Here is a 24,299-nt window from a genome sequence, read left to right as displayed (position 1 = left end):
TGCCGGAAACCCGTAGCGGCCCGCCGTAGGCTGGGGGGCGTGACGGTACGTGTACGCTTCGCCCCTTCCCCGACCGGTATGTTCCACGTCGGCGGCGCCCGTTCGGCGCTGCAGAACTGGATCTTCGCCAAGCAGCAGGGCGGGGTGTTCGTGCTGCGCATCGAGGACACCGACGCGGCACGCAACCGGCCCGAGTGGACCGAGGGCATCCTGTCCGCGCTCGACTGGATCGGCATCGCGCGGGGCAGCTACGAAGGGCCGTACTTCCAGTCCTCGTACGCGGGTGAGCACCGGGCCGCCGCGCAGCGGCTGTACGAGGGCGGCCGGGCCTACTACTGCGACTGCACCCGCGAGGACGTGCAGGCGCGTACCGGGCCTCAGCAGCGCGGCTACGACGGCTTCTGCCGCGACCGCGACCTGGGACCGGGCGAGGGGCGGGCACTGCGCTTCCGTACGCCGGACGAGGGCGAGACGGTGGTGGTCGACCTGGTCCGCGGCGAGCCGACGTTCGAGAACAAGCTGATCGAGGACTTCGTCATCGCCCGCGGCGACGGCTCCCCGGTGTTCCTGCTGGCGAACGTGGTCGACGACATGTCGATGGGGATCACCCACGTGATCCGGGCCGAGGAGCACCTGCCGAACACCCCGAAGCAGCAGCTGCTGTGGGACGCGCTCGGTGTGAAGCCGCCGATCTGGGCACACGTGCCGGTGGTCGTCAACGAGAAGCGGCAGAAGCTGTCCAAGCGGCGGGACAAGGTCGCGCTGGAGGCGTACCGGGACGAGGGCTACCTCGCCGACGCGATGCGCAACTACCTGATGCTGCTGGGCTGGGCGCCCTCGGGCGACCGGGAGATCGTGCCCTGGTCGGTGATCGAGGAGGAGTTCCGGCTGGACGAGGTCAACCCGTCCCCGGCGTTCTTCGACGAGAAGAAGCTGCGCGCGTTCAACGGCGACTACATCCGGGCACTACCGGTGGCCGACTTCGTCGAGGCGTGCCGGCCGTGGCTCACCGGCACCGACATCATCGCCCCGCCGCCGTGGCAGCCCGACGAGTTCGACCCGGCCGCGTTCGCGGCGGTGGCCCCGCTGGCCCAGACCCGGATCGCGGTGCTCAGCGAGATCGTGCCGAACGTCGACTTCCTGTTCCTGGCCGACCCGCTGATCGACGAGGCGGCCTGGGCCAAGGCGATGAAGGAGGGCGCCGCCGAGCTGCTGGACGCCGCGATCGTCGCGTTCGAGGCGCTGGAGTCCTGGGACGCCGAGTCGCTGAAGGCCACGCTGGAGGCGGTCGGCGCGGAGCGCGGGCTGAAGCTCGGCAAGGCGCAGGCGCCGGTACGCGTCGCGGTCACCGGGCGCACCGTCGGCCTGCCGCTGTTCGAGTCGCTGGAGGTGCTCGGCCGCGACCGTACGCTGACCCGGCTGCGCGCCGCCCGCGTACGCCTGGTCTGAGCCACCGGCCCGCGTCCGGGCGCGTCGCGGCCGGGCAGCGGTATCCCTCGTGAGCGATATGCCTCTGAATCATCTTTATGACTCAGAGGCATATCCGTTCGCAGCGGTCGTTGCTCCGCGCTGGCTCACCGAGAGTGTTCGCCGCCGTTCAGCGGCGGGTCGCGCGGCGGCGCACCAGCAGCCCTCCCCCGAGCGCGAGGAGCACCACCACGGCCCCGGCCGCCCAGAGCCAGCCCGTACTCCCGCCGTCGTCCGCCCCGGCGGCTGCCGGGGTGGGGCTCGCCGGGGACGGCGCGGCGCTGGTCGGGACCGCACTGACGGTGGGGGCGGCGCTGGTCGGCGGCGCGCTCGCCGAGGGCGGGGTGCCGGTGGTCAGGGTGAAGCGGACCTCTCCCTTGATCGGATGCCCGTCGTCCGAGGCGAGACGGTAGGTCACGACGTAGAGCCCGGCCGGACCCGGCCGGAACGGCACGCTCACCCGCTTGCCGGAGAAGGCCGGTGCCCCGCCGGTAGCGGCCACGTTGTCCGGGCCGGTCACGGTGACCTCGGTGGTGGCCTCCTTCGGCGTGGCCAGGAACCGCAGCTCGATCCGCTCGGGTGCGGCGGCCAGCCGGGCCCCGTCGCGCGGGTCGCTGCCGGTGAGTGAGTTGTGCGCCGCGGCCGGCGCGGCCGGCAGCAGCGCCGACGCCGCCACCACCCCCAACACCACCGCCCAGGTACGCGCCACACGGGCGACCCTGCCCCCCATGGTTCCCTCCGTCCGGGTAGGATCCGGCCGATGATCATCGACCGTTCGTTGGTCGGTCTCAGCTCGCAGATAGTTCCAAATACTCTTCCACCTGCTGCGACCGAGCGCCGTTATGCGGAGTCTTGTGGTGGACACCGGTCCAGTGTGACCCGCAGCGGAAGCCAGCCATCGAACGGGGCGAGGAGGCGGCGATGATCCGAAGGGTGAAACGGCTGCTGGTCGCCGTGACCGGGAGCGTGGCGGCTCTGGCGTGCTCGCTGGCCCTGGCCGGCACGGCGGCGGCCCAGGCCGCGCCCAAGCCCAAGCCGGCCGCCCCGACCGGCGTGGACATCACCGGCGAACGGCTCGACGCGCCGCTGAAACTGCGCACCGACGTCAGCCCCAACGAGGTCAACCTGGTGATCGACCAGGTCAAGTGGCTGGGCACGACCGGTCAGCTGCGCGGCCCGGCCGCCAAGGACCTCGGTCCGAAATACACGGTGCTGGTGCTCGCCGCCGCCGGCCCGCAGCGCACCTACGACCTGTTCCCGCTGGCAAAGGGCGGTCCGCGGATCTACCGGCCGGGCAAGCAGCCGGATTCGAGCAGCACCCGGGCCGGCTGGTTCTTCGGGCGGCTCAACATGCCCGAGACGCTGCGCTCGGTCGGTGTGCCGATGCCGGCGCAGTTCGACACGCTCGCCGGCGGCGTCGGCGGCGGCGGGGAGCGGGTACTGCCGGAGGAGGCGCTCGACCCGGTGCAGGACCTCGACACCGCGCTCGGCGAACTCCAGCGGCTGCTGCTGCTCAACGTGGGCGTCGTGCTGGTGATCACCGCCGGGCTGGCCGGCATCGCGCTGCTGGTCCGCCGCCGCACCCGCTGAGGCCGGACCGGGCCTCGCCCGACCCGGCCGGAGCCGGATCAGCCCAGTCGGTGCCGCGTCAGCACCAGCGGCGCGGCGGACGCTCGCGGCGGATCGTGCGGTTACGCGGGCGTACCGCGCCGTGCCGGTGGGCGCCCGCCCAGCCCGCCAACTCGCTGCGGCAACTCGGGTCGGCAGGTCCGTCGTCGGCCAGGTGCACCGGCTCCGCCGCCCGCTGCCGGGGCACGCCCGGCTCGTCGTCGCCGCGTTCCGGCGACCGGCCGGCCGGCTGCTCGCCCTGGTGGTGCAGGCACGGCCGGCGCTGGTGCATGGCAGTCGCCGGCTGGTCGTGGCCCCGCCGGCAGGCCTCCCCCTGGGCGCAACCGTGCTCGGCCTCCCCCTGCGCCATCCCGGCCTCCCTCACGCGTCGCCCTCGCCTGCCCGGCCGGAGTCTGGCCCGCCGTGCCCTGACACCGTACTGGCCCGGCCGAACAAGATCGTCAGCGCGTACCGGTGCGGCTCGTCACGCCGCCCCGGGCCCGTCACCTCGACGTGCAACAGCTGGTCACGCCGTGTCAGGCTGGGGCGGTGAGCGAACCGGGCGGAACGGAGACGTCGGCGACGCTGCGCCGCATCGAACGGGCGGCGGGCGGGCTGGCCACCGCCAGCGTGGCCCGGATGGACGAGACGCTGCCGTGGTTCCGGGAGTTGCCGGCCGACCAGCGCTCGTGGGTCATGCTCGTCGCCCAGGCCGGTGTGCGCTCGCTGGTGCAGTGGCTGCGCCAGGGCGGCGGCGCGACCGACCGCACCCAGGAGGTGTCGGACGAGGTCTTCGCCGCCGCGCCGCAGGCGCTGGCCCGCACGATCAGCCTCCAGCAGACCGTGGCGCTGATCAAGGTGACCATCGACGTGGTCGAGGAGCAGGTGTCGGACCTGGCCGTGCCGGGCGAGGAGCAGTCACTGCGGGAGGCGGTGCTGCGCTTCTCCCGGGAGATCGCGTTCGCCGCCGCGCGGGTGTACGCCCGGGCCGCCGAGAGCCGCGGCTCCTGGGACGCCCGGTTGCAGGCGCTGCTGGTCGACGCGCTGCTGCGCGGTGACTCCCCCGACGTGCTGGCCAGCCGGGCCGCCGCGCTGGGCTGGACGGACGCGCCGCCGGTGGCGGTGGCGGTGGGCCGCTCCCCCGGCGGCGAGGTGGCCGCCGTGCTGCACACCGTCTACCGGCAGGCCCGGCGGATCGGCGTCGAGGTGATCGGCGGCGTGCACGGCGACCGCCTGGTGATCGTGCTGGGCGGGGCGGCCGATCCGGTGGCGGCCACGGAGAAGCTGCGTACCGCCTTCGGGGACGGGCCGGTGGTGGTCGGCCCGGCGGTGCCCAGCCTGGACGAGGCCACCGAGTCGGCGCGGGCCGCGCTGGCCGGGTTCCGGGCCGCGCCGGCCTGGCCGACCGCGCCCTGCCCGGTCGCCGCCGACGAGCTGCTCCCGGAGCGCGCGCTGGCCGGGGACACCGAGGCCCGCCGCCGGTTGCGCCACGACGTGTACGCGGCACTGGCCCGCTCCGGCGGTGAGCTGCTGGAGACGCTGGACGCGTTCTTCGCCGCCGGCGGCACGCTGGAGAGCGCGGCGCGGGCTCTATTCGTGCACCCGAACACCGTGCGCTACCGGCTGAAGCGGATCGCCGAGGTGACCGGCTTCTCGCCGCTGGCCCCGCGCGACGCGTTCGCGTTGCAGGTCGCGGTGACGGTGGGCCGGCTCGACCCGGTGGCGCCGACGGCCTCCGATCGGCGATGACATCCGACGATCTTTGTAGGTTTCCTCCAAAGGTTCTAGTGCGGTTTCGTGCCGTACGTTACAGCGCGGCACGCCGCGATCCGTCAAAGTCGTACACGTGCTCGCCGTACTCTCCCCTGGACAGGGCTCGCAGAAGCCCGGTTTCCTCGCGCCGTGGCTCGACCTTCCCGGCGCCGAGGCGCGTCTGCGCTGGTGGTCGGCGCTGGCCGGGGTGGATCTGATCCACCTGGGCACCCAGGCGGACGCGGACGAGATCAAGGACACCGCCCGTACCCAGCCGCTGCTGGTCGCCGCCGCGCTGCTCGCCGCCGAGCACCTGCCGATGCACGACGTCGGGCTGGTCGCCGGGCACAGCGTCGGTGAGCTGGGCGCCGCCGCGCTGGCCGGGGTGCTGCCGGCCGAGGCCGCCGTGACGCTCGCCGGCGTACGCGGCCGGGAGATGGCCGCCGCCTGCGCGCTGGAGCCGACCGGGATGGCCGCCGTGCTCGGCGGCGACCCGGAGGAGGTGCTCGCCGCGCTCACGGCACACGGGCTGCACCCGGCCAACCGCAACGGCGCCGGTCAGATCGTGGCCGCCGGTCCGCTCGACGGCCTGGACAAGCTCGCCGCCGAGCCGCCCGCCCGGACCCGCGTCATCCGGCTCCAGGTGGCGGGCGCGTTCCACACGCCGTACATGGCACCGGCCGAGACCGCCCTCGCCGCGGTGGCCGCCGGTGTCCCGGCCACCGCCCCGGCCCGGATCCTGCTGTCCAACCTCGACGGCGCGGCGGTCGGGCACGGCCCGGAAACGATGCGGCGGCTGGTCCGGCAGGTCACCGCCCCGGTCCGCTGGGACCTGTGCATGCGTACGCTGGCCGACCTCGGCGTCACCGGCGTGATCGAACTGCCGCCGGCCGGCACGCTGGCCGGGCTGGTCAAGCGGGAACTCAAGGGCGAGGGCGCGCCCGAGATCGTCACCCTGAACACCCCGGCCGACCTGCCCGCCGCACGGCGGCTGATCGCCCGGCACGCCGGCCCCGCCGCCCGCCCGCCCGCGCCGTGGTTCCGGGTGGTGGTCTCCCCCGCCGCGGGCCGCCTCGACCGGTCGGCCGGGCCGGCCGAGGGCGCCGAGGTGAGCGCCGGCCAGGTCCTCGGCCACGTCGCCGGACCGCACGGGCCGGCCGAGGTGACCGCGCACGACAACGGGCTGCTCACCGAGTGGCTCGCGCACCACGACGACCCGGTCGCCCCGGGCCAGCCCCTCGTCCGCATCGGAGGAACGCAGTAAATGGCCGGCAGCCGGATCGTCGCGATGGGGCACTACCAGCCCTCCCGCGTCGTCACGAACGACGAGATCGCACAGATGGTCGACACCAGCGACGAGTGGATCCGGGACCGGGTCGGCATCGCCACCCGGCGGATCGCGGGCGACGAGACGGTGGCCGACATGGCCGCCTCCGCCGCCGGCAAGGCGCTCGCCAACGCCGGCCTGACCGCCGCCGACATCGACCTGGTCGTGGTGGCGACCTGCTCGTCGGCGGACCGCAGCCCCAACGTGGCCTGCCGGGTCGCGGCCAAGCTGGGCATCAGCGCACCGGCGGCGTACGACCTCAACACCGCCTGCTCCGGCTTCGCGTACGCGCTGGGCACGGTGGACCACGCGATCCGGGCCGGCGCGGCGCGTAACGCGATCGTGGTCGGCGCGGAGAAGCTCTCCGACCTCACCGACTGGACCGACCGCTCGACCTGCATCATCTTCGCCGACGGCGCCGGGGCGGCGGTGGTCACCGCGACCGCCGACGACGAGCCGTCCGGTATCGGGCCGGTGGTCTGGGGTTCCGCGCCGGAGAAGAGCGACGCGGTACGGATCGAGGGCTGGCAGCCGTACATCGCCCAGGAGGGGCAGTCGGTGTTCCGCTGGGCCACCACCGCGCTGGCCCCGCTCGCGCTGCAGGCGTGCGAGCGCGCCGGGGTGGACCCGTCGGAGCTGGCCGCGTTCGTACCGCACCAGGCCAACGCCCGGATCATCGACGGCATCACCAAGCGGCTGAACATCCCGAACGCGATCGTCGCCAAGGACATCGTCGAGTCCGGCAACACGTCGGCGGCGAGCATCCCGCTCGCCCTGTCGAAGCTGGTCGAGCGGCGCGAGGTGCCCTCGGGCGCCCCGGTGCTGCTGTTCGGCTTCGGTGGCGGTCTGACCTACGCCGGTCAGGTCGTGCGCTGCCCCTGAGACCCCCTCGGGCGCGAACGCGCCGAGGCGTGTGGCCGGCGACGCCGGCCACCGGTAACCCCCGATGAGAGGAACCAACCGTAATGACCCGTGACGAGATCACCGCCGGCCTCGCCGAGATCCTCGAAGAGGTTGCCGGGGTGAACCCGGACGACGTGGCCGAGGGGAAGTCCTTCACCGACGACCTCGACGTCGACTCGCTCTCCATGGTCGAGGTCGTGGTGGCGGCCGAGGAGAAGTTCGGCGTCAAGATCCCGGACAACGAGGTGCAGAACCTCAAGACCGTCGGGGACGCGGTCAGCTACATCGAGGCGCAGTCCTGACCATGAGTCGCCCCGACGTCGTCGTCACCGGGCTCGGCGCGACGACCCCGCTCGGCGGGGACGTCGCGTCGACCTGGGACGCCATGCTGGCCGGCCGCTCCGGGGTGAGTGCGCTCACCCAGGAGTGGGCGGCGCAACTGCCCGTCCGGATCGCCGCCGAGCTGGCGGTCGACCCGTCCGAGGTGCTCGACCGGGTGAAGCTGCGCCGGCTGGACCGCTCGGAGGCGATCGCCATCATCGCCGCCCGGCAGGCGTGGGCCGACGCCGGCCTGACCGACGCCGCGCCGGACCCGGAGCGGCTGGCGGTGAGCGTGGGCTCCGGCATCGGTGGCGCCACCACCCTGCTCGCCCAGGACGACATCCTGGAGGCGTCCGGACCGCGGCGGGTCTCCCCGCACACCATCCCGATGCTGATGCCCAACGGTCCGGCCGCCTGGGTCGGTCTGGAACTGGGCGCCAAGGCCGGCGTGCACACGGTGGCCAGCGCCTGCGCCACCGGCGCGGAGGCGATCGCGCTGGGGCTGGACATCATCCGCGCCGGCCGGGCCGACGTGGTGGTGGCCGGCGGCACCGAGGCGGTCATCCACCCGCTGCCGATCGCCGGCTTCAGCTCGATGCGGGCCATGTCGACCCGCAACGACGAGCCGGAGCGGGCGTCCCGGCCGTGGGACTCGGGCCGCGACGGCTTCGTGCTCGGTGAGGGCGCGGGCGTGGTGATCCTGGAGCGGGCCGAGCACGCCGCCGCCCGGGGTGCCCGGGTGTACGCGCGCCTGGCCGGCGCGGGGATCACCTCGGACGCGTACGACATCGTGCAGCCGCACGCCGAGGGTGAGGGCGCCATCCGGGCCATCGCCCGGGCGGTCGCCGACGCGGACGTGGCCCGTACCGACATCGTGCACGTCAACGCGCACGCCACCTCCACCCCGGTCGGCGACATGCTGGAGATCGGCGCGCTGCGCCAGGCGATCGGCGACCACCCGGTGCTCACCGCCACCAAGTCGATGACCGGGCATCTGCTCGGCGCGGCCGGCGCGCTGGAGTCGATCGCCACCATCCTGGCCATCCGGGACGGCGTGATCCCGCCGACGATCAACCTGGACGACCCGGACCAGGGCCTGACCCTGGACGTGGCCGCGCACAAGCCGCGTCACATGGAGATCCCGGCGGCGCTGAACAACGCGTTCGGCTTCGGCGGGCACAACGTGGCGCTGGTCTTCACCCGCCCCTGATCGGATGTAAGGAAGGGCCCCTTCTTAACAGTCGCCTGTTAAGAAGGGGCCCTTCCTCTACCGCAGGCGTTAAGAGGGGGCCCTTCCTTACACCTCAGCGGCGGTTGCGGGGGTGTTGCCGGGCGGTGCGCTCGTTGCCGTGCCGGTAGTTGCCGGTCCACCGGGCCATGGTCAGCTGCGGATCGTCGCCGACCTCGGCCAGGAACTGCGCGGCCCGGCCACCGCGAAGCGTGCCGGCGACCCGGCCGTGATGCGTGATGACCACAGTGCCGTCGGCGCGCTCGACGTAGCGGAAACCGTGTGCTGCCTCTCCCATTCGCGCCACCCTGCCAGCCTGCCGCCCGGGCCGCACCCGAGTAACGGCGGCGGTCAGGTACGGCAGGTGGTGGCGGGCAGGCCGGAGACGGGCACCGGGGAGCGGCCGGCCGGGCGGGCCTTGCCGGCGAGCACCGCGGCGAGCCCGGTCATCGAGGCGCGGGTGGACGAGTAGGTGGCCATCAGCGTCGGCGACTTCGCCCCGGACAGCACGTACGGCGTGTCCATCGCCACCGTCACGGCGGCGTCCGCGCGCAGGTCCTTCGCGCCGTCGCCGTACCCGACCAGGTGCACCACGGTGCCGCCGGAGGGCACCACCTTGACCCCGGCCGCGGTGAGCGCGTCGGTCAGCAGCTTAAGGGTGCGCTCCCGGCCGCCGGAGGACGTGACGCTCACCGGCCCGTTCACCGCGCCGCCGCACTTTCCGCGCAGCACCGTCACCGCGGCGGTGGCCAGGGCGTCGGCGGCCTTGTGGTGGGCGGCGCCGCCCAGCGTGGACAGCGCGGGCGTGTCCCGCCCGGCCAGCCGGAACTTCATGGTCAGCACCCGGGTGACCGCCTCGACCAGGCGGGCCCGGGGCAGCGAGCCGTCCTTGAGCGCGGCGCGCAGCCCGTCGTACGCCTGCTTGACGTTCGGGGTCATCAGGATGAGGTCGTTACCGGCGTTGAGCGCGCGTACGGCCGCCTCGCCCGGGGACCACTTCTTCGCCGGGGCCATGTTCATCCCGTCGGTGATCACCACGCCCTGGAAGCCGAGCTGGTCGCGCAGCACGTCGGTGAGCAGCTTGCGGGAGAACGTGGCGGCGGTGCCCGGGTCGACGGCCCTGACGTCCAGGTGGGCCGACATGACCGCCATCGTGCCGGCGCCGATCCCGGCCCGGAAGGGCGGGAACGCGAGGCGGTCCAGCTCGGCGCGGGACTGCTTGATCACTGGTAGTTCGGTGTGCGAGTCGTCGGCGCTCAGGCCGTGCCCGGGGAAGTGCTTGACGACCGCGCCGACGCCCTCGGCCTGCAGGCCGCGTACCGCGCCCGCCACCTGCGGCGAGGCGGTCGCCGGGTCGGCGCCGAAGGAGCGGGAGCCGATCACCGTGCTGCGGGTCGCCAGCACGTCGGCGACCGGGGCGAAGTCGAGGTTGATGCCCAACGCGGCCAGCTCGGCCCCGGCGGCCCGCCACGCGGCCTCGGTCAGCGCCGGGTTCCCGGCGGCGCCGGCGGCGAGCGGGCTGGGCAGCAGCGTCACCCCGTCGGTGATGCGGGTGACCACGCCGTACTCCTGGTCGGTGCCGATCAGGAAGGGCGCGGAGCCGGCGGGGAGCTTGCCGGCGGCGGCGCGGAGCCCGTCGGTGAGCGCCCGGACCTGCTTGGGGTTGTCCACGTTCGTGGTGGCCTGGTTGCCCGAGGTCGGGTCGTCGGCGCTGAAGCCGACCAGGATCACCCCGCCGAGCCGGTACTTGGCCACCATCTCGGCGGGGGTGTCGACGCCGGCCAGCGCCCGGTTCCCGGCCGCCGAACCGGCTGAGACCTCGGTGGCCGAGCTGCCGTACGCGTACGGCATCAGCACCTGCCCGACCAGGTCCTCGTCGCTCAGCGTGCGGACGAGCGCGGCGGCCCGGGCGGCCGGGTCGGCGGTCGGCGGGTCACTCGGCGCCGGCGCGGCCGACGACGGCGCCGGGCTCGACGGCGCGGGCCGGGGCCGGTCCGGCCCGTCCGAGCACCCGGAGACGAGCAGCGCGGTCAGTGCGGCGAGCGCGACGGCGGAGCGCCGCGAGGAAATCGACACGCGGCCCACCGTATCGGGGCAACTCGACCTTCGTCACCCGACCCGGGTGAGCAGCGTGACCGGCGCACCGTCACCGGCGTACCGGTAGGGCTCCAGCTCGGCGTCCCAGGCGGTGCCGAGCGCCTTGTCCAGGGCGTGGGCCAGCGCCTCCGGGCCGCGCGCGGCGGCCATCAGGCTGCGCAGCCGGTCCTCGCCGAGCTGGATGTCGCCGGCCGCGCCGACAGCGGCCCGGAACAGGCCCCGGCCCGGCACGTACATGAAGCGCTCGCCGTCGACGCCGGGACTGGGTTCCTCGGTGACCTCGAAACGGATCATGGGCCACTGCCGGAGGGCAGCGGCCAGCTCCGCGCCGGTCCCCGGGCTGCCGGTCCAGCCGCACTCGGCGCGACGGGCGCCCGGATCGACGGGCTGCGCCGTCCAGTGCAGGTTGACCGGCGCGGCGAGGACGCGCGCGATCGCCCACTCGACGTGCGAGCACACGGCGAGCGGGGTCGAGTGGACGTATACGACGCCACGCGTTGGCACGGTGACCTCCCGGTGAGCCGAGGTGCGTCTTCCCCTACGACCTCGTCCTGCCGAGTGGTCCCTGGCACACATGATGACTGTTGTGACTGGTGGTGCGCCAGCGAATCGGAAAATTCGCCGGACCCCGGGGGCGGGAAATACCCGGGCGGCGGACCTGGTTGTGCCCTCTGAGCCGCGACGACCAGCCAGGTGTCGTGGTCGTGTACAGTTCTCTGGGCGGTTCTGTGCCGCCGTACATCTTCGCGGGCCGGCGCTCATCCGGGCGTCGTCCGCACAGCCCCCGGACGGCTTCCGTCCCCACCGTACGTCTGCAAGGAGTACCTCCGTGGCGAGCAACACCTCTAAGACCGCGCGCGCGTCAGTCCGGGCCGGCCAGGCTGGCCAGGGTGGCGCCCTCAGCGTGCTGGGCGAGTTCAAATACCTGATCCCGCTCAACGGCGGCAAGCACGCCTACGTGCGCAACCTGACCAACGGCAAGACCGCGCACCTGCGCACCGACTCCGACGCCTTCGTCGAGGAGATCCGCGTGCTGGCCGCCGCCGGCCACGCCGCCAAGATCCGCGCCGAGATCAACGGCCTGGCCGCGTCCTACCCGGACCACGGCTGGGACGCCACCGAGAAGCGCCTGGTCGAGGCCGGTGTCTTCGAGGGCTGAGCACCCGCACCACCGCTACCGCCCGCCGGGATCACCCGGCGGGCGGTTTCGCGTCTGCTCCTGCGGCAGCAGCGCCACCTCGCCCGTGGCCAGGTCGTAGAGGGCGCCCTCCACCGCCAGCTCACCGGCCTCCACCGGACCGGCGAGCCGGTCGTCGCGGCGCAACGCGGCCACGGTGCGCCGGACGTGGCGGCGGATGGCCAGCGGGTGCGCGTCCGGGTCGTCCACACCGACGTCGGTCACCGCCGGGGCGATCCGGTCCACCACGTACGCCAGGTCCCCGCCGGGTCGCCGCCCGGCGCGCAGCGCCTCGACGGTCGAGCCGACCGCGCCGCAGCGCTCGTGGCCCAGCACCATCACCAGGCGTACGCCCAGTTGCTCCACCACGTACTCGATCGAGCCGCGGACGGCCCGGTCCAGCACGTGCCCGCCGGTACGGATCACGCAGATCGAACCGAACGTCTGGTCGAAGATCGCCTCCAACGGAACCCGGGAGTCGATACAGCCCAGCACCACCGCGTACGGCTGCTGGTCGCCGGAGGCCACCGCCGCGGCGGCGGTGACGTCGTGCCCGTGCACCGGCTGCCCGCTGACGAAGCGGCGGTTGCCGGCGAGCAGCTCGGCCAGCGCGGCACGCGGACTGGTGGTCGGCATGTCTCCAGCCTGGTCACCGATCCGACGACGTGGGGCCGGACGGGAATCTTCTCTCCGGACCGGTTGCCGTGGTCTCATGGCGGGTAACGCCGGTGTCACCGCCGGGTCATCCGGTGGACACACATCGGCGGGCCCGGGAGGTGGACGATGCCGGACCTGGAACTGCGGCTCCCCGACGACGTACGGCTGCACGTGTCCGTCACCGGGCCGGTCGACGCCGAGGTCACCGCCGTGCTGCTGCACGGCTGGACGCTCGACGGGCGCAGCTGGCACCGCCAGGTCGCCGAGCTGCGGGAACGCTTCGGCGGCCGGGTCCGCGTGGTCACCTACGACGCGCGCGGCCACGGCCGGTCGAGCTGTCTGGCGCTGCGCGACGCCACCCTCGCCCAGCTCGGCGACGACCTCGCCGCGGTGATCGACGAGATCGTCCCGGCCGGTCCGATCGTCCTGGTCGGGCACTCGATGGGCGGGATGACGGTGATGGAGTACGCCCACCGGCACCCCGACCGGTTCGCCGCGCGTACCGCCGGGCTGGTCTTCGTCTCCACCACCGCCGAGGGGCACACGCACACCGCGTACGGCCTCTCCCCCCGGATCACCCGGCTGATCCGCCTGGCCGAGACGACAGGCGCCGGGGTGCTGGCCCGCTGCGGCGGCTGGCGGCCCCCGCACGCGCTGCTGCGCGCGCTGCGCCCGAGCATCCGCTGGATGCTGTTCGGCGACCGCTGCGACCCGGCGGACATCCGGCTGGTCACCTCGGCGGTGGCCCGGGCCACGCTGCGCTCGATCGGCGGTTTCCGCGCCTCGATCGGCGCCCAGCACCGGCTGGAGACGCTCGCCGCGCTCGGCGGGCTGCCGGCCGCCGCGCTGGTCGGCGACCGGGACCGGCTCACCCCGCCGCCCTGCGCCGAGTCGATCGCGGCGGCGCTGCCCACCACGGAGCTGACCGTCTGCCCGGGTGCCGGGCACATGTTGATGATGGAGCGCCCCGAGAAGGTCAACGCCGCTCTGGCCGGCGTGCTGGACCGGGTACTGGCCGACCGCCCGGCGGTCCGCCGCTGAGCGTCCCCGCACGCGGGCGGCACCGACGTACGCCACGTGCGCGGCATGCCCCGGTGTGCCGGTTGCCGGCGGCCCGTACCCTCATTCAGCCCGTCGTGCCCTCCGAACACAGGAGCATCCGCGTTGACCGACCAGACCACGCTGGACCGGGAGATCGCCGCCGAGCAGCGTCACCTCGACCGGGTGTACGCCCGGCTGGCCGAACTGCGCCGGTCTGCGGCCGACGCCGAGCGGGAGGGCTACCTGCTGGCCCGGGTCGGCAACTTCGGCGCGCTGGTCGAGCGGGACGCGATGGTCTTCCACGCCGCCCAGCGCCGGCACGTGCTGGACGCCGAGCACGAGGGTCTGGTGTTCGGCCGGCTGGACCTGCGGACCGGGCAGGTGCTGCACGTCGGCCGCCTGGGCGTGCGGGGCGTGGACGCGGAGACGCTGGTGGTGGACTGGCGGGCACCCGCCGCCGCCGCGTTCTACCAGGCCACGCCCGCCGAGCCGCGCGGCGTGGTGCGCCGGCGCACGATCCAGTCCGCCTCCGAGAAGGTCACCCGGATCGAGGACGACCTGCTGGATCCGGAGGCCGCGCCGCCGGACATGGCGGTGGTCGGTGACGGGGCCCTGCTGGCCACGCTGTCCCGGGCCACCGGCCGGGGCATGCGGGACATCGTCGCCACCATCCAGCGGGAGCAGGACGAGGCGATCCGCTCCCCCGGCAACGGCGTCACGATCGTCTCCGGCGGCCCGGGCACCGGCAAGACGGCGGTGGCGCTGCACCGGGCCGCGTACCTGCTCTACTCCGACCGGGCCCGCTACGCCGGCGGCGGCATCCTCGTGGTCGGACCGTCCGGTGTGTTCGTCGAGTACATCGCCTCGGTGCTGCCCTCGCTGGGCGAGGAGACGGCCACGCTGCACTCGCTCGGCTCGCTGTTCCCCGGCCTGTCCGCGTCCCGCACCGACCCGCCGGACGTGGCGGCGGTGAAGGGGTCGCTGCGGATGCGCCGGGTGCTGGAACGCGCGGTCCGCGACGCGGTGCCGGACTCCCCGGCCGAGCTGCGCCTGCTCTACCGGGGCGAGCTGCTGCGCCTGGAACGCGCCGCGCTGGACGCGGTCCGGGACCGGACGCTGGCCCGGGGCGCCCGCCGCAACGAGGTGCGCCGGGCGGCGTTCGACGCGGTGCTCGCCGCGCTCTACGCGCAGGCCCGCACGCTGCGGGTGGGCCGGCTGCCGGAACAGCCGGCGTTCGAGGACGAGATCATCGAGCGGCCGGAGTTCCGCGAGTTCCTCAAGGCGTGGTGGCCGCGGCTGCACCCGCGGCACGTGCTGGACTGGCTGGCCCGCCCGGACCGGCTGCGCCGCTACGCCGGGGGGATCCTCTCCTCGGCCGAGATCCGGCTGCTCGGGCAGGCGTACCGCACACTCGGGACCGACGGGCTGACCGTGGCGGACATCGCGCTGCTCGACGAGCTGGACGCGCTGCTCGGCAAGCCGGTGCAGCGGGCCCGGCCCAAGCGCGACCCGTACCAGCTCGCCGGTGGCGTGCGCGAGCTGAGCACGTACGCCGACCGGCAGCGCGCCGCCCGCGCGGCGGCGCGGGAGCGTCCGGACGACTACCGCGACTACGCGCACGTGGTGGTGGACGAGTCGCAGGACGTCTCGCCGATGCAGTGGCGGATGGTCGGGCGGCGCGGGCGGCTGGCGTCCTGGACGGTGGTCGGCGATCCGGCGCAGACCGCCTGGACCGGCGACCCGCAGGAGCTGGACCGCGCCCGGGACCAGGCGCTGGGCCGGCGCAAGCGGCACCGCTACGAGCTGACCACCAACTACCGCAACTCGGCGGAGATCTTCGCGGTGGCGGCGGCGGAGATCCGCCGGCTCTACCCGGACCTGCCGCTGCCCGACGCGGTGCGGTCCACCGGCGTGCCGCCGGTCGAGCGCACGGTGCCCGCCGCCGACCTGCCGGCGGCCACCGTCGAGGCGGCCGAGGCGCTGCTCGCGCAGGTGGAGGGCACCGTTGGTGTGATCACGCCGGTGCCGCGCCGGGACGAGGTGGCCGGCTGGCTGGGCGCGCTCGGCGCGAGCCGGCTCCAGGTGGTCACCAGCCTCCAGGCGAAGGGCATGGAGTACGACGGCGTGGTGCTGGTGGCGCCGAGTGAGATCCGGGCCGACCCCGGTTCGGGGGTACGCACGCTCTACGTGGCGCTGTCCCGGGCGACCCAGCGCCTCACCACGCTCGACCCGCTCTGAGGGACACCCGTCCGCGCCCCTGACGTCACCCACAGTTCAGTTGCATACATAGCGATGTGAACATACATTGGGCCTGGCCGGTACGGGGCAGGAAGGGTGTTGGCGTGGGCGCAGGTCATGACCACAGCGGCGCGGTGGCCAACGCGGCACACCGCCACCGGGGCCGCCTCTGGGCCGCCTTCGCGCTGCTCGCCGTCCTGATGGTGGTCGAGGCGGTGGCCGCCTTCACCACCGGCTCGCTCGCGCTGCTCTCCGACGCCGGGCACATGTTCACCGACGTCCTCGGCATCGGCATGGCACTGGCCGCGATCACCGCCGCCCGCCGCGCCGGCACCGACCCGCAGCGCACGTTCGGGCTCTACCGGCTGGAGGTGCTCGCCGCCCTGGCCAACGCCGTGCTGCTCGGCGCCGTCGCGCTCTACGTCCTGGTCGAGGCGGTACGCCGGTTCGGCGAGCCGCCGGAGGTGCTGGCCGGCCCGATGCTCGTGGTGGCGGTGCTCGGCCTGCTCGCCAACATCGTCGCGTTCGCGCTGCTGCGCGCCGGGGCGAAGGAGAGCATCAACCTGCGCGGGGCGTACCTGGAGGTGCTCGGCGATCTGCTCGGCTCGCTCGGCGTGATCGCCGCCGCGCTGGTCATCGCCGCGACCGACTGGTGGTGGGCCGATCCGCTGGTAGCCGTCGGGATCGGCCTGTTCATCCTGCCGCGCACCTGGCGGCTCGGCCGGGCCGCGCTGCGCATCCTGGTGCAGGCCGCGCCGGAGCACCTCCAGGTGACCGCCGTGCACGACCGGCTGGCCGCCGTACCCGGCGTGGCCGAGGTGCACGACCTGCACGTGTGGACGCTCACCTCGGGCATGGAGGTGGCCTCGGCGCACCTGACCACCGACCCGGGCGTGGACCCGGGGCAGGTGCTGGCCGCCGCGCGGGCCGCCCTGCACGAGGACTTCTCCATCGATCACGCCACGTTGCAGGTCGAACCCGGAGCGTCGGCCGGCGTGTGCGGGAAGACCGAGTGGTGATTAGGGCAGACTTAAATCACTGTGGCTGTTGTAGTCTTATGCCGGTTTTGCCCCACCTGGTGGCGTTGCTCCACCGAGCCACGCCCGGGCAGCGCCGGTAGTGTCGGTCGCGGCCGCACCCGCGGACGCCACCGGCCCCGGTGGGGCGGCCGTCGCCTAATCGTCCGCAGGGACGAGCCGGGGAACCACGTACGTGGGGTGCATCCGCGTCAGCGGTAGGGATCTTCCGTCCCGAACCCGTCAGCTAACCCGGTCGGCGTTGACGGAAGGACGTGTGAATGCCCCACGTGGCACCTGTACGACGGACAGCCGCCCGGTTGGCGGCCCTGCTCGTCGCGACGCTGGCCCTCGGCGTCGCGACTGTTCCGGTCTCCCCCGCCTCGGCGGGGCCGGCGACCGGCCTGCTCGCCGCCGCGCCCGGCGGCGACGACGAGGGCGGCACGCCCGAACTGCGTGCCCAGCTCGACGCCGCCAGCAAGGGCTGGCTGGAGGCCAAGGCCGCGCTGAACCGGTCGGTGAGCCGCCAGAAGCAACTGAACGAACAGCTCAAGACGGTCGGCGCCGAGCTGGCCGTACGCGACGCCAAGGTCGGCGAGATCGCCGCCGTGGCGTACCGCAACGGCCGCCTGGGCACCGCCGGGGCGCTGCTGGGCAGCAGCAGCCCGGAGGGCTTCATGGACCGGGCCGCCGCGCTGGAGCAGGTCGCCGCGCACGAGGACCGTACGCTGCGCGACCTGATCGCCACCCGGGACCAGGCCACCCGCACCCGCGCCCAGCTCGACGGCGAGATCCGCGAGCAGCGCAAGCAGGTGACGGTGATGGCCAAGCGCAAGGAGCAGGCCGAGCGCGCCCTGGAGGTGGCGAACGACCGCGCCACGCGCAGCAGCAGCGGCGGCAGCGTCCAGGGCACCTCCACCAAGAACGCGAAGCCGGCGCCGCGCAACTCGGACGGCTCCTGGCCCCCGGAGTCGTGCAGCGTCAACGACCCGACCCCGGCCAACGGCTGCATCACCCCGCGCACGCTGCACGCGCTGCAACAGGCGAAGGCGGCCGGCTTCACCAGGTACGTCTCGTGCCACCGGCCCAGCGGCTCGGGCGAGCACCCGAAGGGGCGGGCCTGCGACTTCGCCGCGCAGAAGAACGGCTTCGGCGGCGTGGCCTCCGGCGGCGACCGGACGTACGGCAACAACCTGGCCGCGTACTTCGTGCGCAACGCCGACCCGCTCGCCGTGCTCTACGTGATCTGGTTCAAGCAGATCTGGCTGCCCAGCAGCGGGTGGAAGTCGTACAGCGGGGGCAACGGCGACCCGTCCAGCGACCACACCAACCACGTGCACCTGTCGGTGTACTGAGCGCCCGGAAGGGGCCGGCCGGATCAGGCCGGCCGGCCCTCCAGGGTCGCTCCGAGACGCGCCGCCAGGCCCAGGTGAGCCGCCCGGGCCTGGCGGAACGCGTACCCGAACAGCGGTGCCGGCGCGGTGAGCGTGATCTCCACCTCGACGCGTACCGTGCCGTCGTCCTCGTCGCGCAGCCGGGTGTGGTTGCGTACGGTCGTCGCGGGCTGCTGCCGGGCGACGGTGACCACCTCGTCCTCGCTCGCGATCAGCACGTCCGCCTGGTAGGTCACCGGGAAGTGCAGCGGGCCGAGTTGCAGCCGGTCGGTGATCGCGTAGCTGGCCAGCGCGCCGGGCCGGGCCGGCAGCTTCCGGACCCGGACGATCAGCGGATGCAGCTCACCCTGGCGACTCAGGTCGCCTAGCAGGGCCACCGCTTCGGCCCGGCTGCACCGGGCCTGCACGGTGTAGCTGAAGCTGTCGCTGCTCTGCAAGCGGGCCCCCTCGCCGTCGTGCGTCGCGCACGATCGTCCCGTACCGACGCCGGACTGGCAACGGGTAGAAGGTCCCCTGGCCGCAGGGGGTGCGAACGGCGCTCAGGCGCCGGGCAGCACCTCGGGGGTGTCGTCGGCGAACCACGGCTCGGGCGCGCCGAAGAGGCCGAGCAGGCCGGTCACCCAGAGCTGCCGGTGCACGAACCGGCTCGGCTCGGTGACCACGAGCTTGACGCCGCTGACCTCGCAGGTCTGGAAACCGGCGACCATGGCGCTGATGCCGACCGAGTCGATGAACGTGACAAGCCGCATGTTCAGCTCGATCCGCGCGGGGCGGGCCTTCGCGAGCACCTCGGCGATCGCTTCCCGCACCTCGTACGCGGTGTCGACGTCGATCTCCCCACGGGGCGCGATCTCGACGACACCACCCGGCCGCACCGACTTCACGATCGACAGGCTCACGCGAGCACCTCCACTCGCCCATGACGGGCGCCTCATCAGTACGCGGGCCGCGACCGAGAGTATTCCTCCCACGCCCCGGTCGCCACCCCCCGGGATGAGCAATTCGCGAACTGGGCACACCTGGGCGTACCCAATCCGGACCACCGGGTTCCAGTTTCCCCCTGTGGCGGGCCACGGCCAACCGTGCGACCGGGCGGGCCCGCCGATCCCGCGGACCAGGGTAGCTGGCGCACGCACGTCCCGTCCGCACCCGTCCCGGCGCGTTCGGGTGCTTCGTCCCGTTCACCGGCCGCACCCGCCATGACCCGGGCGTGGTTTGCCGCCGGGTCCGGTGGGGCACTGCCCGGGACAGTGACCGCCGGATGGACACCGGAGTCCGAAGTGGCCGCCGGCCTTCGGCACCCGAGGAGGTAGAACGATGTTCGGAACCAACCTGCTGGACCGCCGGGGCAAGGCCGAGCGGGTCGCCGACCAGGCGTGGCAGCACCTGCTCTCCGCCGTCGGTTCCGCCGGTGACAGCATGCGCGACGCCACCCGGACCGCCCGCCGCAGCTCCTCCGGCCTGGCCGACGACGCCACCGACCTGGTCGGCTCCGCCGCCGAGGAGGCACGCCGCCGGGCCGGTCTCGCGTTCGACGCGCTCGCCGGCCGCCGTCCCGCGCTGCCCTGGACGCTGCTGATCGCGGCGGCGCTCGCCGGCGCGGCGATCGGCTGGGCCGCCGGCACCGCGGCACGCGCCGCCGGCAGCCGGGACCGCGCCGCCGACGACATCGAGTTCGTGGACGTGGACCGGCCGAACTCCCCGGCCGGCCTGGACGGCTGACCCCAGACGCGCCAGACACGGTGGCCGCCCCCGGGACTCCCGGGGGCGGCCACCGTGCTGCCTCACCCGGATCGGGCGAGGGCCGCTCACCCGGAACGCGCGCAGGATCGCGGGTGCGGGACCACGTGCCCGTGCCGCGACCGACGGGAGGGAGAGCCGGATGGCCACCGACACGATCACGCGTACCGACCGGGACATCCAGTCCGCCGTGCTCGACGAGCTGACCTGGGAACCCCGGGTCGGCCCGGACGAGATCGGGGTGACTGTCACCGAGGGCGTGGTGACGCTCACCGGCCGGGTGGACAGCTACGCCAAGAAGTGGGCCGCCGAGCGGGCCGCGCACCGGGTCACCCGGGTCCGCGCGGTCGCCAACGACCTCGCCGTCCGGATCGGCACCGCGGCCGGGCGGGAGGACCCGGAGATCGCCGTCGCCGCCGTCCGGGCGCTGGAGTGGGACGCGTTCGTGCCGATCGAGACGTTGCAGGTGACTGTGGCCGACGGCTGGGTCACGCTGCACGGCGAGGTCGAGTGGGAGTACCAGCGGCGGGCCGCCGAACGCGCGGTCGCCCGGCTCACCGGCGTGTGCGGGGTGAGCAACGGCATCGCGGTGCGTCCCACCGCCCACCCGGACGGAGACGACCTGGCCGAGCGGATCGTGGACGCGCTGGCCCGCAACCGCGCCACCGAGGCCGAGGAGGTCGACGTGCGGGTGCACGGCGACACGGTGCTGCTGGACGGGCAGGTCCACTCGGCCGGCGAACGCGAGGAGATCGAGCGGGTGGTGTGGAACGCCCCCGGCATCCGCGAGGTGCGCAACCACCTCGCCGTGCGATGAGGCGGAACCACCCCGCCCGGGTGAGCCCGGCTCACCCGGGCGACCGCCACCGTGGTAGGCATGAGTGATCCGAACCGGCTGACCACGAGCGGGCGGGTGAGTGCCGGATGACCACGCCACTTCAGGTCACCACCGCGCGGCTACGGGTCCCGGTGACCGAACGCGACCATGTCCGCGGGCCGGTGGACGCGCCGGTCACAGTCGTCGAGTACGGCGACTTCCAGTGCCGGTTCTGCGGCGCCGCGTACCCGAACCTGACCGAGGTGCTGCGTCAGCGGGCCGACGTGGTGCGGCTGGCGTACCGGCACTTCCCGATCACGAACGTCCACCCGTACGCGGAGAACGCCGCGGAGACCGCCGAGGCCGCCGCCGCGCGGGGCCGGTTCTGGGAGATGTACGACTGGCTCTACCAGCACCAGGACCAGCTCGACCCGGTGCACCTGTCGCTCGGCGTCGAGCAGATCGGCCTGTCGCCGGAGGAGGTCGCCGCGGAGGTCGGCCGCCAGGAGCACGCCGACCGGGTCCGGCAGGACTTCGTCGGCGGCATCCGCAGCGGCGTCGACGCCACCCCGACGCTGTTCGTGAACGACATGCGCCACGACGGCGGCTACGACCTGGCCGAACTGCTCGCAGTGGTGGACGCCGCCGCCGACGCCTGAGAGCTGTCAGATCAGGCGCAGCTCGCGCGCCCGCCGGACGGCGTCCCGCCGGCGGGTCGCGTCGAGCTTGCGATAGATGTTGCGCACGTGCGTCTTCACTGTATTCACCGACAGTGACAGCTCTGCGGCGATCTCCACGTTGGACAGGATGCTCTGGAGGTAGCGCAGGACGGTCAGCTCCCGCTCGGTGAGCGGCTCGTCGAGCGTGCGGGCCGGACCGTCCGGCGCTGCGGTGGCCGGTCGCGCGTCCACGCCCCGGACCAGCTCGGTCACGGTGGCCCAGTACGCGGTGCCGGAGTCCAGGCGCGCGGCGAGCAGATCGCGTACCCCCGGGTCGGCCCGGGTGAAGACGCGCCGGAAGCCGTCCGGCTCGGCGAGCGCCAGCACCTCCTCCAGCAACCGGCCGGCCCGCCGGGCGTCACCGGCGGCGTCGGCCAGCGCCGCGTCGAGCAGCCCGGCGCCCAGCCGCACCGGCAGCGGCCAGTCCGCCGCGCCGGGCCCGGTCCAGTCGGGCAACGCACGCTCGGCCGCGTGGGCGTCACCGGCGCGCAGCCGCAGCCGCGCCGACGCGAGCGCCGGCGCCGGCCCGTCACCCGCCGCGTCGAGCAGCGCCCGGGCACCGTCGAGGTCGCCGACGGCGGCGCGTACCTGTGCCTCGGCGGCGGCGAGCCGTCCGCCCAGCTCCGGGCCGGGCGCGGCCGTCCGCGCCTCGGTGAGCGTGCGCAACGCGCCGCCCGGGTCGCCGCCGTCGGCCAGCAGTCCCGCGCGGCAGAGCGCGGTGAGGGCGGCGCCGCCCGGCTCCGCGCCGGCCGGCCCGGCGAGCGCCAGGTGGGCGGTAGCCTCCGCCGGCCGGTCCCGCTGCCAGTCCACGAACGCCAGCGCCAGATACGCGTAGCCGCAGTCGGACCGCGACGACCAGCCCTGGCAGGGCGGCATCGCCAGCGCCTCCCGGGCCAGGTCCTCGGCGGCCCGCAGCGCGCCCCGGGCCGCCTCCAGCAGCGCCGCACGGCTGACGCAGAGCAGTTCGGTACGCGGTCGCCCGGCCCGCCGCGCCGCCTCCCGCGCCGCGGCGAACCGCTCCCAGGCCGTGGACAGGTCCCCCTCGGCCAGCGCGACCAGCCCGTGCGCGGCGCCGGCCACCGCGCGCACGTCGTCCCGCTCGGCCGTCCCGGCGCGCGGGTCACCGGCTCCGGCCTCCGGGCCGCCCGAGGACTCGTCCGCGGCGACGGTGGACAGCAGGCGGTCGGCGGCCCGGCGTACCTCCTCGTGGTCGCCACCGGCCCGGGCCAGGCTGAGCTTCACGGCGGCGGCCAGCCGGCCGAACCGGTCGCGGCGCGGCGCGGGCAGGTCACCGGCCCGGGCGAGCGCCCGCCGCAACTGCGCGTCGGCGGCGGCCCGGTCCCCGGCGTACGCCCGCTCGGACGCCGCGGCCAGCGCCAGCTCCGGATCGCGGCGGACCGCCTCGGCGGGCGGCTCGGGCGGGGCCGGAGCGGCGGCGGATTCGTCCGGCGCCAGCTCGGGCCAGCGGGTGACGAGCAGGTCGGTGGCGGCGGTCCACTCGCCGGCCAGGAGCGCGTGCCGCAGCGCGTCGGCCGGGCGGCCGTGGGCCCCGTACCAGCCGGCTGCCCGCCGGTGCAGCTCACGCACCTCGTCGGCGGGCAGCCGGTCCAGCTCGTCGCGCAGCACGTCGGCCAGCAGCGGGTGCGGCCGGAACCACTGCGGGTCGCCGCCGTCCTGGTGGAGGAAGCCGCCCTCCCGGGCCGTCTCGGCGAGCAGGTGCCCGGCGTCGGAACGCCCGGTCAGCGCGGCGGCCAGGTCGGCGTGGACCGCGCCGGCCACCGCCACCCGGCGCAGCACGTCGCGGGCCGCCGGTGCCAGCGGGGCGAGCACCTCGTCGCGCAGGTACGCGGCGACGTCCGGCTGGTCACCGGCGAACCGGTCCACCGCGCGCGCCGGGTCGGCGTCGGCACCGAGCGCGAGCGCGGCGAAGCGCAGCCCGGCCGGCCAGCCGGTGGTGCGCTCGGCCAGGCGGCTCACGGCCGGGGCGGGCACCGACAGTCCGTGCGCGACGAGCAGGTCGGCCACCTCGTCGGCGGTGAACGCCAGGTCGGCGGGGCCGATGACGGTCAGCTCGCCGGACAGCCGCCAGTGGTGCAGGGCCAGCGGTGGTTCGCGGCGCGCCCCGGCCACCAGCCGCAGCCGGCCGTCGGCGTGCCGGAGCAGGAACTCCAGCCCGGTCAACGCGTCCGGTTCGGTGACCCGGTGCAGGTCGTCCAGGACCAGCAGCACGTGCCGTTCCCGTGCGGCGAGCGCGGCGGCGAGCGCTTCGAGCTGCTCGGCCCGGGGCGGGCCGTCCGGCACCGGTGGCGGTCCGTCGTCCGGGTCGTCGGCGGCGGCGGTGCGCAGGGCCGCGGCCAGGTAGCCCCAGAGCCGCCCGGTGGTCTCGCCCTCGGCCACCGTCACCCAGGCCGGCGACGGCCCGTCCCGCTCCCCCTGCGCCCAGGTCGACAGCAGCGTGGTCTTACCCCAGCCGGCCGGCGCGCAGACGAGCGTCACCGGACCGGACGCGCCCTGCTCCAGCCGGTCGAGCAGCCGGGGACGCAGCAGGACCGGCTCGGGCGGCGCGGGCGGCGCCAACCGGGACGCCAGCAGCGGCGGCCCACCCGGCAGCGCGGCACCGGCGGGTGATTCGACGCCGGCGGTGAGCAGATCGGGCGTACCGGTGATGTCGCTCGTGTCGCTCGGTGCGACGACCTGGTCTGCCTCCTCCGGCATGCGTCCCTCCCCCGTCGGTGCGGGCAGCGGTTACCCGGACCGGGCCGGTTCACCCCTTCCGGGCGAACCCGGCTCACCCGGC

24 protein-coding genes and 1 riboswitch are annotated in these 24,299 nt (G+C 74.6%); of the genes, 15 read left to right on the top strand and 9 right to left on the bottom strand.

Features of this window, described 5'->3' with window-relative positions:
- Positions 1-39: 39 nt before the first annotated feature.
- A complete protein-coding gene (gene gltX, locus AB0C17_RS04115) occupies positions 40-1,449 on the top strand; it encodes a glutamate--tRNA ligase (RefSeq protein WP_357476528.1) in 1,410 nt (469 codons plus the stop codon).
- A 148-nt stretch (positions 1,450-1,597) separates the two neighbouring features.
- On the opposite strand, the gene AB0C17_RS04110 is transcribed toward gltX, so the two are convergent.
- Entirely contained in the window at positions 1,598-2,197 is a 600-nt protein-coding gene (locus tag AB0C17_RS04110; RefSeq protein ID WP_357390317.1) for a copper resistance protein CopC, read from the bottom strand.
- A gap of 191 nt (positions 2,198-2,388) precedes the next feature.
- Here AB0C17_RS04110 and AB0C17_RS04105 point away from each other — a divergent pair, with 191 nt between their 5' ends.
- Positions 2,389-3,057, top strand: coding sequence for a hypothetical protein (locus AB0C17_RS04105; RefSeq protein ID WP_357390319.1), 669 nt, complete (start codon positions 2,389-2,391; stop codon positions 3,055-3,057).
- A gap of 58 nt (positions 3,058-3,115) precedes the next feature.
- Here AB0C17_RS04105 and AB0C17_RS04100 read toward each other — a convergent pair whose 3' ends face one another.
- Positions 3,116-3,445, bottom strand: a complete 330-nt coding sequence (locus tag AB0C17_RS04100) for a hypothetical protein (RefSeq protein ID WP_357390321.1) — start codon at positions 3,443-3,445, stop codon at positions 3,116-3,118.
- Between the two features lie 104 nt (positions 3,446-3,549).
- Between AB0C17_RS04100 and AB0C17_RS04095 the strand changes: the two genes are divergently transcribed.
- The 5 genes from AB0C17_RS04095 (at position 3,550) to fabF (ending at position 8,588) form a co-directional block, all read left to right on the top strand.
- On the top strand, positions 3,550-4,824 hold the full coding sequence (locus tag AB0C17_RS04095; RefSeq protein ID WP_357390323.1) for a helix-turn-helix domain-containing protein: 1,275 nt from the start codon (positions 3,550-3,552) through the stop codon (positions 4,822-4,824).
- A 97-nt stretch (positions 4,825-4,921) separates the two neighbouring features.
- Positions 4,922-6,091 (top strand): acyltransferase domain-containing protein, encoded by a 1,170-nt coding sequence (locus AB0C17_RS04090; protein ID WP_357390325.1) that lies wholly within the window; start codon positions 4,922-4,924, stop codon positions 6,089-6,091.
- Positions 6,092-7,036 (top strand): beta-ketoacyl-ACP synthase III, encoded by a 945-nt coding sequence (locus tag AB0C17_RS04085; protein ID WP_357390327.1) that lies wholly within the window; start codon positions 6,092-6,094, stop codon positions 7,034-7,036.
- 83 nt (positions 7,037-7,119) lie between these two features.
- Positions 7,120-7,359, top strand: coding sequence for an acyl carrier protein (locus AB0C17_RS04080; protein WP_007072348.1), 240 nt, complete (start codon positions 7,120-7,122; stop codon positions 7,357-7,359).
- Between the two features lie 2 nt (positions 7,360-7,361).
- Positions 7,362-8,588 (top strand): beta-ketoacyl-ACP synthase II, encoded by a 1,227-nt coding sequence (fabF, locus tag AB0C17_RS04075; RefSeq protein WP_357390329.1) that lies wholly within the window; start codon positions 7,362-7,364, stop codon positions 8,586-8,588.
- Between the two features lie 94 nt (positions 8,589-8,682).
- Here fabF and AB0C17_RS04070 read toward each other — a convergent pair whose 3' ends face one another.
- Genes AB0C17_RS04070 through AB0C17_RS04060 form a run of 3 tightly spaced genes read right to left on the bottom strand, consistent with a single transcriptional unit; the run spans position 8,683 to position 11,207 of the window.
- Complete coding sequence (locus tag AB0C17_RS04070) at positions 8,683-8,904, bottom strand: hypothetical protein (RefSeq protein ID WP_357390331.1); 222 nt, start codon at positions 8,902-8,904, stop codon at positions 8,683-8,685.
- Positions 8,905-8,957: 53 nt separating this feature from the next.
- Positions 8,958-10,682, bottom strand: coding sequence for a glycoside hydrolase family 3 N-terminal domain-containing protein (locus tag AB0C17_RS04065; protein ID WP_357476525.1), 1,725 nt, complete (start codon positions 10,680-10,682; stop codon positions 8,958-8,960).
- Between the two features lie 33 nt (positions 10,683-10,715).
- The gene (locus AB0C17_RS04060) at positions 10,716-11,207 is read right to left on the bottom strand and encodes a DUF3145 domain-containing protein (RefSeq protein ID WP_135241468.1); all 492 of its coding nucleotides are present in this window, start codon (positions 11,205-11,207) and stop codon (positions 10,716-10,718) included.
- Positions 11,208-11,532: 325 nt separating this feature from the next.
- On the opposite strand from AB0C17_RS04060, the gene AB0C17_RS04055 reads away from it, so the two are divergent.
- Positions 11,533-11,862, top strand: coding sequence for a hypothetical protein (locus tag AB0C17_RS04055; RefSeq protein WP_013287842.1), 330 nt, complete (start codon positions 11,533-11,535; stop codon positions 11,860-11,862).
- Between the two features lie 15 nt (positions 11,863-11,877).
- Here AB0C17_RS04055 and AB0C17_RS04050 read toward each other — a convergent pair whose 3' ends face one another.
- Complete coding sequence (locus tag AB0C17_RS04050) at positions 11,878-12,516, bottom strand: carbonic anhydrase (protein ID WP_357390335.1); 639 nt, start codon at positions 12,514-12,516, stop codon at positions 11,878-11,880.
- Between the two features lie 147 nt (positions 12,517-12,663).
- Between AB0C17_RS04050 and AB0C17_RS04045 the strand changes: the two genes are divergently transcribed.
- From AB0C17_RS04045 to AB0C17_RS04030, 4 genes are all read left to right on the top strand, one after another.
- Positions 12,664-13,578 (top strand): alpha/beta hydrolase, encoded by a 915-nt coding sequence (locus AB0C17_RS04045; protein WP_357476522.1) that lies wholly within the window; start codon positions 12,664-12,666, stop codon positions 13,576-13,578.
- A 123-nt stretch (positions 13,579-13,701) separates the two neighbouring features.
- Positions 13,702-15,816 carry an AAA family ATPase gene (locus AB0C17_RS04040; RefSeq protein ID WP_357476519.1) on the top strand — a complete coding sequence of 705 codons (2,115 nt, stop codon included), beginning with the start codon at positions 13,702-13,704 and terminating at the stop codon, positions 15,814-15,816.
- Between the two features lie 104 nt (positions 15,817-15,920).
- Positions 15,921-16,835 (top strand): cation diffusion facilitator family transporter, encoded by a 915-nt coding sequence (locus AB0C17_RS04035; protein ID WP_357390341.1) that lies wholly within the window; start codon positions 15,921-15,923, stop codon positions 16,833-16,835.
- A 143-nt stretch (positions 16,836-16,978) separates the two neighbouring features.
- Positions 16,979-17,109, top strand: a riboswitch (cyclic di-AMP (ydaO/yuaA leader).
- 4 nt (positions 17,110-17,113) lie between these two features.
- A complete protein-coding gene (locus AB0C17_RS04030) occupies positions 17,114-18,187 on the top strand; it encodes a hypothetical protein (RefSeq protein WP_357476515.1) in 1,074 nt (357 codons plus the stop codon).
- Positions 18,188-18,210: 23 nt separating this feature from the next.
- Here AB0C17_RS04030 and AB0C17_RS04025 read toward each other — a convergent pair whose 3' ends face one another.
- Together AB0C17_RS04025 and AB0C17_RS04020 are read right to left on the bottom strand one after the other, a co-directional pair.
- A complete protein-coding gene (locus AB0C17_RS04025) occupies positions 18,211-18,663 on the bottom strand; it encodes an SRPBCC family protein (protein ID WP_357390345.1) in 453 nt (150 codons plus the stop codon).
- A 102-nt stretch (positions 18,664-18,765) separates the two neighbouring features.
- Positions 18,766-19,125 (bottom strand): STAS domain-containing protein, encoded by a 360-nt coding sequence (locus tag AB0C17_RS04020; RefSeq protein ID WP_354872311.1) that lies wholly within the window; start codon positions 19,123-19,125, stop codon positions 18,766-18,768.
- 418 nt (positions 19,126-19,543) lie between these two features.
- Here AB0C17_RS04020 and AB0C17_RS04015 point away from each other — a divergent pair, with 418 nt between their 5' ends.
- From AB0C17_RS04015 to AB0C17_RS04005, 3 genes are all read left to right on the top strand, one after another.
- Positions 19,544-19,948, top strand: coding sequence for a hypothetical protein (locus tag AB0C17_RS04015; RefSeq protein WP_357390347.1), 405 nt, complete (start codon positions 19,544-19,546; stop codon positions 19,946-19,948).
- A 160-nt stretch (positions 19,949-20,108) separates the two neighbouring features.
- On the top strand, positions 20,109-20,783 hold the full coding sequence (locus AB0C17_RS04010; protein WP_357476512.1) for a BON domain-containing protein: 675 nt from the start codon (positions 20,109-20,111) through the stop codon (positions 20,781-20,783).
- 107 nt (positions 20,784-20,890) lie between these two features.
- A complete protein-coding gene (locus tag AB0C17_RS04005; protein ID WP_357391177.1) occupies positions 20,891-21,442 on the top strand; it encodes a thioredoxin domain-containing protein in 552 nt (183 codons plus the stop codon).
- 6 nt (positions 21,443-21,448) lie between these two features.
- On the opposite strand, the gene AB0C17_RS04000 is transcribed toward AB0C17_RS04005, so the two are convergent.
- Positions 21,449-24,217: a LuxR C-terminal-related transcriptional regulator gene (locus AB0C17_RS04000; RefSeq protein ID WP_357391179.1), complete on the bottom strand. Its 2,769-nt coding sequence runs from the start codon at positions 24,215-24,217 to the stop codon at positions 21,449-21,451.
- Between the last annotated feature and the right edge of the window lie 82 nt (positions 24,218-24,299).

This window comes from Micromonospora sp. NPDC048887 (assembly GCF_040649715.1).
GTDB lineage: Bacteria > Actinomycetota > Actinomycetes > Mycobacteriales > Micromonosporaceae > Micromonospora.
The sequence above is the reverse complement of the archived record's forward strand: the minus strand, read 5'-3'. Positions and strand labels throughout refer to the sequence as shown.

Excerpts from the sequence above, each read along its gene's own strand:
- AB0C17_RS04110 (WP_357390317.1), bottom strand. The coding sequence starts at position 2,197 with ATGGGGGGCAGGGTCGCCCGTGTGGCGCGTACCTGGGCGGTGGTGTTG.
- AB0C17_RS04105 (WP_357390319.1), top strand. The coding sequence starts at position 2,389 with ATGATCCGAAGGGTGAAACGGCTGCTGGTCGCCGTGACCGGGAGCGTG.
- AB0C17_RS04100 (WP_357390321.1), bottom strand. The coding sequence starts at position 3,445 with ATGGCGCAGGGGGAGGCCGAGCACGGTTGCGCCCAGGGGGAGGCCTGC.
- AB0C17_RS04085 (WP_357390327.1), top strand. The coding sequence starts at position 6,092 with ATGGCCGGCAGCCGGATCGTCGCGATGGGGCACTACCAGCCCTCCCGC.
- AB0C17_RS04080 (WP_007072348.1), top strand. The coding sequence starts at position 7,120 with ATGACCCGTGACGAGATCACCGCCGGCCTCGCCGAGATCCTCGAAGAG.
- fabF (WP_357390329.1), top strand. The coding sequence starts at position 7,362 with ATGAGTCGCCCCGACGTCGTCGTCACCGGGCTCGGCGCGACGACCCCG.
- AB0C17_RS04070 (WP_357390331.1), bottom strand. The coding sequence starts at position 8,904 with ATGGGAGAGGCAGCACACGGTTTCCGCTACGTCGAGCGCGCCGACGGC.
- AB0C17_RS04050 (WP_357390335.1), bottom strand. The coding sequence starts at position 12,516 with ATGCCGACCACCAGTCCGCGTGCCGCGCTGGCCGAGCTGCTCGCCGGC.
- AB0C17_RS04045 (WP_357476522.1), top strand. The coding sequence starts at position 12,664 with ATGCCGGACCTGGAACTGCGGCTCCCCGACGACGTACGGCTGCACGTG.
- AB0C17_RS04030 (WP_357476515.1), top strand. The coding sequence starts at position 17,114 with ATGCCCCACGTGGCACCTGTACGACGGACAGCCGCCCGGTTGGCGGCC.
- AB0C17_RS04015 (WP_357390347.1), top strand. The coding sequence starts at position 19,544 with ATGTTCGGAACCAACCTGCTGGACCGCCGGGGCAAGGCCGAGCGGGTC.
- AB0C17_RS04010 (WP_357476512.1), top strand. The coding sequence starts at position 20,109 with ATGGCCACCGACACGATCACGCGTACCGACCGGGACATCCAGTCCGCC.
- AB0C17_RS04005 (WP_357391177.1), top strand. The coding sequence starts at position 20,891 with ATGACCACGCCACTTCAGGTCACCACCGCGCGGCTACGGGTCCCGGTG.
- AB0C17_RS04000 (WP_357391179.1), bottom strand. The coding sequence starts at position 24,217 with ATGCCGGAGGAGGCAGACCAGGTCGTCGCACCGAGCGACACGAGCGAC.